Raw genomic sequence first — 9,597 nt, 5'->3', positions numbered from 1 at the left:
CCACGCCCATCCACCCGCGGCAACAGGGGCTCTATCCGCTCCCACGCCGCATCCGTCAACTCACCTCGACCTGCCACAAGATCAATTATCAGACAGGCCTTAGGCGTAGCTGTGATGGTGCCGTACCAGCAGGTACGGAGAAGTCGGCCAGTGCGAGTACTGGACGAAGCTGGAGCAGTCGCGGCGATGGTGCCGCACCGGGATGGCTCGGAGCGACGTGTGTTCCTGGTCCTCTGTTCCCTGGACGTGGAGGAACTTCGATGGTGCCGCACTGGGATGGTGCGGAGTGACAGGCGGGGCCATCGCGAATCCCTTGCACCAGTAGTCGCTGCGATGGTGCCGCACCGGGTTGATGCGGAGCGACTGCGGTCAACGGCTGGAACGCCACGATCAACTGGATACTACGATGGTGCCGCACCGTAGCGATGCGGAGGGGCGACGGGGGGCGACGCCGCTGGCGAAGACGCCGTGCGGGCTGTGATGGTGCCGCACGGGGATGGTGCGGAGCGACCCCTGCATCGCGGCTTCGTCGTTCGACGGTGCGGTGCTGCGATGGTGCCGCACCCTGATGGTGCGGAGCAACGGGCTCGTCCGGCTCGCCGGAGCCGTCCTCGTAGGTGCTGCGATGGTGTCGCACCGGGACGGCGGCCGCCGGATCTCCCGCCGAGCTGGCACTGGCCGGGTAGCTGCGATGGTGCCGCACCGAGATGATGCGGAGCGACCGTTCGTGCCAGGCCGGAACGGCGCTCAGCCCGGCGCTGCGATGGTTCCGCACCGGAATGGTACGGAGCGACAGCCTCATCCCCTGCACCACAGGTCGGCAGTAGTCGGAGCTGCGATGGTTCCGCACCGGGAAGGTGCGGAGCGAGTTGCGGTCGTTGGCGGGGGCGAGGCGGTCGCCGTAGCTGCGGTGGTGCCGCATCGGAAGGGTACGGAGGGAGGGGAGAACGAGAACATCTCCCGCCTGACGCGGACGGTGCTGCGATGGTGCCGCACCGAGGTGGTGCGGAGCGACCGGTCACCTTCTGCGAGGACGAGGTAAGGGGTTCCCCTGTAACGGTGCCGCACCAGGATGGCGCGGAGGGAGTGCTGCACGCCGCGCTCGTCACCTCTGCCGGGCACCTGCTGCGATGGTGACGCACCGGGAAGGTGCGGAGCGACGCCGACGCCGTGTCGGGTGGCGTCGACCACGATGATGCTGTGATGGTGCCGCACCAGGGCGGTACGGAAGGAGCCGAACTCGGCCTGGCCGCCGCCTTCCTCGCCGAAGCGCCCTGATGCCGCAGCGGGATCGTGCGGCGACATCGAGGGCAGCAGCCGGGCCACCGACCTGCACATGCTGCGATGGTGCCGCACTGGGATGGTACGGAGTGACCCCACGATGGGGACGAGGATCTGACCCGCCACGTCCTCCTGCGATGGTGCCGCACCGGAATGGTGCGGAGGGACTGAAGGTCGGTCAGGATGCCGTCGGCGCGCTGCATGCTGCGATGGTGCCGCACCGGGGTGGTGCGGACCGACACTGGTCGGCGTGGGCGGTGTCGGCTTCGGGGTCTAGCTGCGATGGTGCCGCACCGGGACGATGCGGAGCGACGACCGAGGCAGCGGTGCCGGGAACGCCGGCGAAGTGGCTGCGATGGTGCCGCACCGAAGTGGCGCAGAGGCACGGGTGGTCGCGAGGGTCATGAGCTCTCAGGTGTGTCGGCTGCGATAGAGCCGCACCGGGATGGTGCGGAGCGACCGTTCGTTGTGGATTTCCTCGATCGGCAGGGCTTCGTGCTGCGATGGTGCCGCACCGGCGTGGTGCGGAGCGACCGCGGCCGTCGGACCGGACCAACTCCAAGGCCGGGCTGCGATGGTGCCGCACCGGGATGGTGCGGAGCGACCCATCCCACGCCTGTTCCCGGACGTGTTCCAGCTGATGCTGCGATGGCGCCGCACAAGAGCGGTGCGGAGCGACGTTGGTCAATGTGGCGGTTGCGCCGCCGACCTGGTCCCTGCGATGGTGCCGCACCGGTGAGGTGCGGAGGAACACAGGCCCAGTGCGCCATTGCCCAGCAGGACCTGACCCCGCGATGGTGCCGCACCGGAATGGTGCGGAGCGATGGCGGTTGAGCTGCCGGTTCGGTCGTTCGGCGGGTCAGTTGCTGTGTCTGCAAGAGCGCCCTTTGGGGCAATTCGGACTTATTGCTTCGGTGCAGTGGGGTGTTTTCGTGTGTGCTTGTGGTTCCGACGTCGTGGTCGGGCGGGTCTCGTCGTGTTTGTCAGCGCTGTGGAGTTGTCAAGGACCGGGTGTTGGGGCGCGGTTGGCGGTGGGGTTCAGGGCCAGAGGTGGCGGCTGGCGGCGAGGGGGCCGTTGGATTGTTTGAGGCCGGTTCGGGGCGCGGTGTAGAGGGCGGTGACGCCGAGGTTGGTCAGCATTCTGGCATTGCGGTTCGTGCCGGGTTCGGTGGCGCGGACGGCGGGGTGTTCGAGGAGGACGGTCACGTCGGTGGTGGTGAGTGGTGGTGTCCAGGCGGGCCAGCGTAGGGCGCCGCGGCTGTCGGCGGTGTCCCAGCTGGTGGCGGCTTGGGTGCGGCCGGTGGCGGTGAGTCGGAAGGCGGCGAGGGCGTGGAGGGCGAGCCAGGTGGGACCGGGGGCTCCGCGCTGGTAGGCCTTGCCTTCAGAGTTGGTGTGGGCGTCGCCGAGGGAGCGGTGGTCGAAGTTGGCGGAGGCGTAGTCGGGGACGCGGCGCCAGCCGTCCAGGGCCGAGCGGATCTGCCTCGGGTCCGTGTGGCAGCCGAGGACGGCTTTCTGCATCAGGCCGGTGATGGTCATCTGGCCGGCGGCGGCGATCAGCGGGGTGACGGGGGTGCGCCGCACCGTGGCGGGATGTGCCCCTTCAGCAGGTTCCGGGTCGTTCTTGCCGGTCTTGGGCTTGGTGTCTTCGAAGCACATGACGTTGGTCAGGGAGGCGAACCAGCGGGCGTGGCGGTCGCCTGCCTCGCGTTCGACTTGGGCGAGTTCGCGAAGCGTCTGGTGCGCGGCGTCGACGCGCATGCGCAGGGCTTCGTTGGGGGCGGTGGGGTCCTCGCGTGGTCGGGTCAGGAGTCCGGGGACGTGCGGGAAGGAGTCCCAGACTTCACCTTCCGTGTCGGCCACATCGGCGTCCTCGCCTTCCCCGTCCTCCGTCTCGGCGGCGTCAGCGGGGTCCCCGGCGGTGCGGGCCGTCTTGGCGCGCTTGGGCGGGAGGTGGCTGGCGAGGAGCTCGGTGAGGGTGTCGAGGGTGAGGGGTTGGTCGGTGGTGAGGACTGCCGCGCCGGCCGGGCCCTTCCAGTGGAGGTACGGCTCCGTGGGCAGGGCGGCGGTGGTGAGTTCGAGGACGCCGAGGGCGGCGAGGAAGCCGAGCGGGTCGTCGGCGCGCAGGGCGGGGAGTTCGAGCTGGTGCATGGTCAGCTGCCTTCTTCGGAGCAGGCGATGTCGGCGAGGCGCAGGACCGTTTCGAGGAGGGCCAGGCCCCAGAAGCCGTAGCGCCGGTTGAGGGCACGGAAGCGGCGTGGGCCCATCCAGTCGGTGCCGATCACGGTGCTGGAGACGGTGACGGTGGTGTCGTCGGGCATGGTGCACTCGACGAGGACCGGCTCGGGGTCGGCGAACGCGGGCAGCATCGGGCGGGCGTAGCCGTGGTGGGCGGCGACGAGGTGGGTGATGAGGTCGTGGTCGAGGCCTCGGGCGGTGGCGAGGTCGGTGGCGAGCCAGGTGTGGACGGCGGCGGCGCTGAGGGCTTCGTGGCGCAGTTCTTTGGACCAGTTGGCCAGGCGGGCGGCGCGTCGGCGGGCGGCGCGGTCGGCGGGGTCCATTCCGGACTTGGCGAGGGTTTCGGGCAGAGCCTCGGCGAGCAGGCGGTCACCGGAGCAGAGCATGCACTGGAACCGCGGGTGGTCCTTGCCGCAGTCGTGGGCCCGGGCCGCCAGCACGACGGCGTCGACCAGGTCCTCGGGCAACCCGACGGCCTCGGCGAAGACGCGGGCGCGTTCGCCGACGGCCTCATGGTGGCGCTTGAGGGTGACGACGCGGGTGAGGCTGCTGCCGTCCGGGTCCTCGTCGTCCACGACGACCCGGTAGCGGCCGGTGCCGGCGAGCCGGGGCGGGAGGAGGACGATCCGGCCCGGACCACCGTGGTCGAGCAGCACCACCCCGGCCACGGCCGACCGTCCGGTGCGCCACTCGGCGACCTCCAGCAGGTCCTCCAGGCGCCGGCGCAGCGCCGGGGTGTGCCGGGCGGGGCCGTCGGCCGGGGTGCCGGTGGGCAGGGCGGCGAGCAGGCCGGTGATCGCGGCGCGAACCGCGTCGGTCGTGCTCGGGGTGTCCGGGTCGTCGGGGTCTGTGGTGAGGTCGGTGCGGGCTTGTTTGATGATCGGGGTGAACTGCTCGGGGGCTGTGCCGGTGGTGCTGGCCAGGACGACGGGGTCGAGGCGCAGTGGGGTGCGGGTGTTGTCGGTGGGGTGGCCGCCGAGGTCGGGGACGGGGGTGTCGGGGTCCGCGGTCCAGCCGTAGGCGTCGTGGCCGCCGGCGGTGGCGGGCAGAACGAGGGTGGCACCGGGCTTCAGGTCGTCGGCGGCGCGTGGGGTGGTCCAGGTTCCGTCGGTCTCGCGTTGGAGGACGGTGGTGCGTAGGCGGGTGGGTGGGTTGCGGGGTTCGGGTGTGGTGTCGGCGTCGGGGCCTTCGAGGTCGCTGGTGTCGGGGGTCGTACGGGGTTGGGTAAGGAAGCGGCGCACCGCGGCGAGGGGCAGGGCGAGGGTTTCGGCGGAGTGGACGGGGGTGGTGCGGATGTGTTCGGCGAGGGTCTCGGGGTCGGTGGTGTCGGTGGGGAGGTCGGCGCGCCACAGGAGTTGAACTTCGGGCTGGCCGGTGTCGAGGCCGTGGAGGAAGGGGGCGGGCGATTCGTCGGGGACGGGGATGGGGCTGGTGCGGGCGAAGGCGCCCAGCCGCACCTGCTCGACCGGGGGGATGTGTTCGCCGGCGCGGGTGAGCGGTGCGGTGTCGGTGCCGTCCAACAGACCCGGCAGGGTGGCGGGGTTGAGGACCAGGCCGTCCAGGAGGCGGGGGGTCAGCTCGGCGGCATCCTGGGTGTCATAGGTGGAGGCCTTCCCGGTGAGCCACTGCCAGGTGTTCGCGGCGGCCTGACCGTAGACGGGGATGCGGTCCGGGTCATCAGGGTTGTGGGTGCGGACGAGGATCGCGGGCACGGCGCCGAGTTCGCCGCGGCGGTCGAGGCGTCCCAGGCGCTGCAGGACGGAGGCCCAGTCGCCGCATTCGCTGACCATCGCCCCGAACGTGCAGTCGATCCCCACTTCGAGGGTCTGGGTGCTGACCACGACGAGGGGGCGCTCGCGGTCCCGGCTGACACCGTCGAGGAGTTCGGTCAGCGGGCCGGTGACGAGCAGGTCGCGCTCCGCGGGCCGGCAGCGGCCGGTCAGCAGCAGCACGTCCACGTCGGTGCGCCGGGCGAGCGCTTCGTGGGCGGCGCGGGCGTGGGTGATGGTGTTGGCGATCACCGCGACCGCGGGCAGCCGCAGGACGGGCAGGACGGCGTCCAGGCCGGTCTCGGCGGCCAGGGCGAACGCCTCCGCGGGCTTCTTCGACCAGGCGCCGGCGTCGAGCAGCGTCACGTGGCGCTCGGCCGCGATCCGCCGCCCGGCGATCGGATGGTCGCGGTCGTCTTGACTGATGCCCTGGCGGGGACGGCCGCTGGTGGCGCTGGTCGCCGAAAGGCTCACCACCCGAAGCGCCCGCGCCGCCAACTCCCCTCGCACCGCCGTCTGCTGATAGAGCGCGGTGTCGGCGGCGGTCGCGAGCTGGGCCTTCGACAGGTGGGCCTCGTCCAGCGCGAGCAGGGCGTCGTGCCCGGTCAGCGCGGCGTCGATCGGAGCGCGCTGCGGGGAGGTGTGGTAGCCGCGGAACAGCAGACGGCTGCCGTACTGGTCCACGGTCGAGGTCACCACCAGCGGCTGGGCCGGGCTGCGCACCCAGTTCGACTCCCAGCGGGTGCCGCCGCGCATCCGCACCACCTCCAGCGGCGACTCGCCGCCGCCGAGATCGCGCAGCGCGGCGGCGACCTTCGCCCGCACCGAGCCGGCCGGTGCCTCGGCGAGGGCCGCGGCCAGCTCGATGGAGTGCTGGTGGGCCTGGTCGACCACGAGACGCCGGTCGACGCAGAAGAACAGCCGTAGCGGCACTGTCCGGTGCTCGCGGCCCAGTTCCTGGTGTCGGTGGAGGGTGTGCTGCTGAGCGAGGAGGAAGAGCCAGATGTCGATGAACGTCGTCTTCCCCAGCGCGGTGGGGACGTCGAGGTCGGGCCAGTCGGCGCCACCGGCCACAGCGGCCAGGTAGGCGTTCTGCCATGGGAACGGCTTCCAGTCCTCGCACCCGTCGCACACCGCGGTCACGGTCCCGTCGGGGCAGTGGGTGTGGTGGTGGACCTCCCGGAAGAAGGCCGGGAACTCGGCTGCCTCGATCGCTGGCGGCCGCTCGGTGCCCGTCACTGATCACCCTCCTGAGAGTGCGGGTCCGGGCGGCACAGGCCCAGGCCGAAGTTCTTCTTGCTGCCCAGCACCACCGGCCCCGTCACCGGGGCCGGGAAGGTCAGGCGCACGTGGCAGCTCGGCAGCGGCCTCTCCCCGTCCTTGCGGCGCACCGGAAACCGGTCCGCGTCTCGCACGCCGGTGACGAGTCCGCCGCGCGGACTCACCTGTACCCGGGCGGGTTCGGGCAGCCCGGCCGCGGCGCAGCTGGCCGCGACCGAGTCCGCCCACGCGGCTTCCTCGTACTTCTTGGGGAAGCGGTCGAGGACCATCGGCAGCACCGTGGTCCACACCGTCGAGGGCCCCTGCCAGGCCCACGGCTGGACGGTCAGGGGCCACGAGTCCTGGTCGGCGGGACTGACCCGCACCAGGTCCAGCGGTTTCCCGTCCGTGAAACGGATCCAGCGCAAGCCTCCGTCGTGGTGGAGCAGCGCGGCGAGCAGCGCCTTGCGGTCTTGCCTGGGCATCTCGCGGGGCAGGGCGATGCCCAGGCCGCGCAGCATCCCGTCGGCGTGCTGGTGGCCGGCGAACGGCAGTGCGAGGTAGGCGACCGGCCTTGGGTCGTCCGGGCTGTTCTTGTGGCCGTGGACCGTGGTCATCGCCTCGACGTCGTGGCCCATCGCCTCCAGGGTGCTCATCACCGCGCCCCGCAGCCGGCCGGTCAGCTCCAGCGTCCACCGCGGGTCCAGCGCCACGCCCGGCGCGAACGAGAACGTCAGCAGGTCACCGAACGGCCCCTCCACGAGCGGCCTTTCGGGCCGGTCGGCGTGGTCGGGATCGAGATAGTGGTGGGTGACCGACTGGCTCCAGGACGGCCGCTGCTCCTCGAACGCCTCCTCCAGCCACGCCAGATAGCCGCGGTAGGGGATCCGGATCGGCCGCGAGCCCTTCGGGTACTCCCCGGCGGCGACAGGCCTCCAGCGCTGCCGCCCCCCATCCTCGTCACCGGGCTCGTCGGGGCCGCACCAGGCTTCCAGCAGCCCGGCACCGGTCGAACGCCCGAAGTACGGCACCCGGCAGGCCAGTTCCTTCAGCACCGGGGCGAGTTCCTCCCCCGGCTCCGCGGCCCAGCTGAACACCATCCGTGTACCGGACAGCGTCTTCTGCGCCCACACGCGCGGCACGCCGCCGGCGGTTCGTCCCGGCAGCAGGCCATGGGTCACCTTCTTCGGGTCCACGATGTTGGTCACCACCCACGCCGCGCGCGGGTGCTCCGCCTCCAGTGGCCTGGACGGCACCGTGACCACCGGCGGCTCCTGCGCCTCCAGCCAGGTCAGCGCCATCCGGTGCGCGGCATCGTCGAGGTCGGCGTGCGCGACCAGCGCGCAGAACAGGCGGGCCGGGTGGGGCGGCCACTCCGCGCGCTCACCGTCCGTGGCAGTCGCCTGGTAGAGCGGCTCCAACAGCTCCACCGAGATGTGGAAAGGCATGACGCTCTACTCGCCTTCCGCCTCGCCGATGCCCTCCAGGCGGAAGGAACGCTCGATCGCCTGCTGCACCTGCGCGTTCGGCCGCAGCCACACCGGCTCCTTCGACCACTTGAGGCCCGCCTCCTCGGCCCGCGAGCGCGCGAACTCGAACAGCTCCAGCGCCTCAGCGGCCGTGTCCAGCTCCAGCGGCTCCGTCACCGCCACACCCTCACGCCCGCGACCGACCCACTCGATCCGCTCCGACACCAGCAGCAGGTCGCAGCCCGACCGCAGCCGCACCGCCGGCGCCGCGAACGCCAGCCGATCCCCCAGCAGCGCCAGCGCCCCCAGCAGAGCCCTCCCCGCCCGCACGTACTCCTTCGGCGCGTCACCGAAGCGCAGCGCCCGCAGGCCCGCCATGGCCAGCGTCGCGTTCCGCTCGATCACCCGCACCGTCACCCCGCCCATCCCCTCGACCGGCGGGATCATGCCGTGCCCGACCGCCGACGCCTTGAGTGTCTTCCCCTTGCCCTTCTTCCCCGTGCCCTCGACCGGCCTCCACCCGTCGGCGGTCAGCTCCACGTTGTCGCCGGGGAAGTTCCACTTGTCGAACCGCCCCGCCGCCCGCTTCCCGAACAGCGGCTCCAGACCCACCAACTCCGAGGTGTAGGTGCGCGGCACCTTCAACTGCACACGGCGCTTGCGGTGCGAATCCCAGAGGCCGAACACCAGGTCCGATGGGGCCGACTTCAGGAAGGCCCGCACGTCTCCGGTCCCGGCGTCGCGAAGCGCCCGGCCCACCGTGGTGTCGTCGAACTTCGCACCGGACTCGTCCAGCGCGTCCCGGAAGTAGGCGTCGCGGGAGCGGTGCGGCGCATCCAGGTTCGTCATCCGAAGCACCCGGCCCTCCGCGCTCACGTGCAGCGCCAGGTGCGGCACCGCCACATCCCCCAGGTCGACGGCTTCCAACAGGGCCGTCTCGCAGCGGTTCGCCTGCGACTGCCGCTGGTCCAGCAGCACCACCTCGACATCCTTGCCGTCGACCCACCGCTTCTCGGACAGATGCCCCGGGCCGTCGCCTTCCTTGACCTTCACCGTCGGCGGCGCCACCGGCGCCCCCACACCGGCCACCGGCTCGTACTGGGCCACGATCCGGATCGCACCGTCCGCCGACAGCCCGCTCGCCGCCTCAGCCAACCGCTCGTACAACGCCTTCATGGAAGCCCTCCTTGGGCAGGAATCTCTCTGACAGTTCGCATCGAAGCAGCCGCCACCGACAGCCATCACTCATTTGAGTGACAGATCGTCAGAATTGCTTATGCGGAGATGACTTGGACTAAAGTTCGCCGAGCTCTTCCGACTGGCAGTAGCACTGTCCTTCGAGCCCAATATCGGCAAATCCGCATCCTTCTGGGCCAGTTGGCCTCCGAAGTCACCTGCCAACCCAAGGTGAGCGGCCGCAGCCGATTGCCTTCGTCGCCCTGGAGACGTCCCACGGCAGGCTGACGCCGCGCGGGCCACAGGCTGGGCTTCTAGGGCCTGTGTGAGGTTGTGATCAACGAGTCGTTCGTAGGAGGTCGTCGATCCAGATCATCGCGGCGCGGAGGTGGAGGCCGGCGAGGTAG

General features: G+C 71.2%; 5 protein-coding genes. 1 reads left to right on the top strand and 4 read right to left on the bottom strand.

Translation table 11 applies throughout. The features are described from left to right. Positions 1–1,149 precede the first annotated feature (1,149 nt). Positions 1,150–1,278 (top strand): hypothetical protein, encoded by a 129-nt coding sequence (locus ACZ7RU_RS36840; RefSeq protein WP_470345371.1) that lies wholly within the window; start codon positions 1,150–1,152, stop codon positions 1,276–1,278. A gap of 1,041 nt (positions 1,279–2,319) precedes the next feature. Here the strand turns inward: ACZ7RU_RS36840 and ACZ7RU_RS36835 are convergent. Genes ACZ7RU_RS36835 through cas7g form a run of 4 tightly spaced genes read right to left on the bottom strand, consistent with a single transcriptional unit; the run spans position 2,320 to position 9,190 of the window. Continuing rightward, positions 2,320–3,429, bottom strand: a complete 1,110-nt coding sequence (locus ACZ7RU_RS36835) for a type I-G CRISPR-associated protein, Cas3-extension family (RefSeq protein WP_470345370.1) — start codon at positions 3,427–3,429, stop codon at positions 2,320–2,322. Between the two features lie 2 nt (positions 3,430–3,431). After that, positions 3,432–6,524 (bottom strand): type I-G CRISPR-associated helicase/endonuclease Cas3g, encoded by a 3,093-nt coding sequence (gene cas3g, locus ACZ7RU_RS36830; protein ID WP_470345369.1) that lies wholly within the window; start codon positions 6,522–6,524, stop codon positions 3,432–3,434. Continuing rightward, the gene (csb2, locus tag ACZ7RU_RS36825; protein WP_470345368.1) at positions 6,521–7,993 is read right to left on the bottom strand and encodes a type I-G CRISPR-associated protein Csb2; all 1,473 of its coding nucleotides are present in this window, start codon (positions 7,991–7,993) and stop codon (positions 6,521–6,523) included. Before csb2 ends, cas3g begins: the two co-directional genes overlap by 4 nt. A gap of 6 nt (positions 7,994–7,999) precedes the next feature. Beyond that, a complete protein-coding gene (gene cas7g, locus ACZ7RU_RS36820) occupies positions 8,000–9,190 on the bottom strand; it encodes a type I-G CRISPR-associated RAMP protein Csb1/Cas7g (protein ID WP_470345372.1) in 1,191 nt (396 codons plus the stop codon). Positions 9,191–9,597 lie beyond the last annotated feature (407 nt).

The sequence above is a fragment of the Kitasatospora sp. NPDC114501 genome (assembly GCF_055633695.1).
This window is presented reverse-complemented; position numbering and strand designations above follow the sequence as displayed.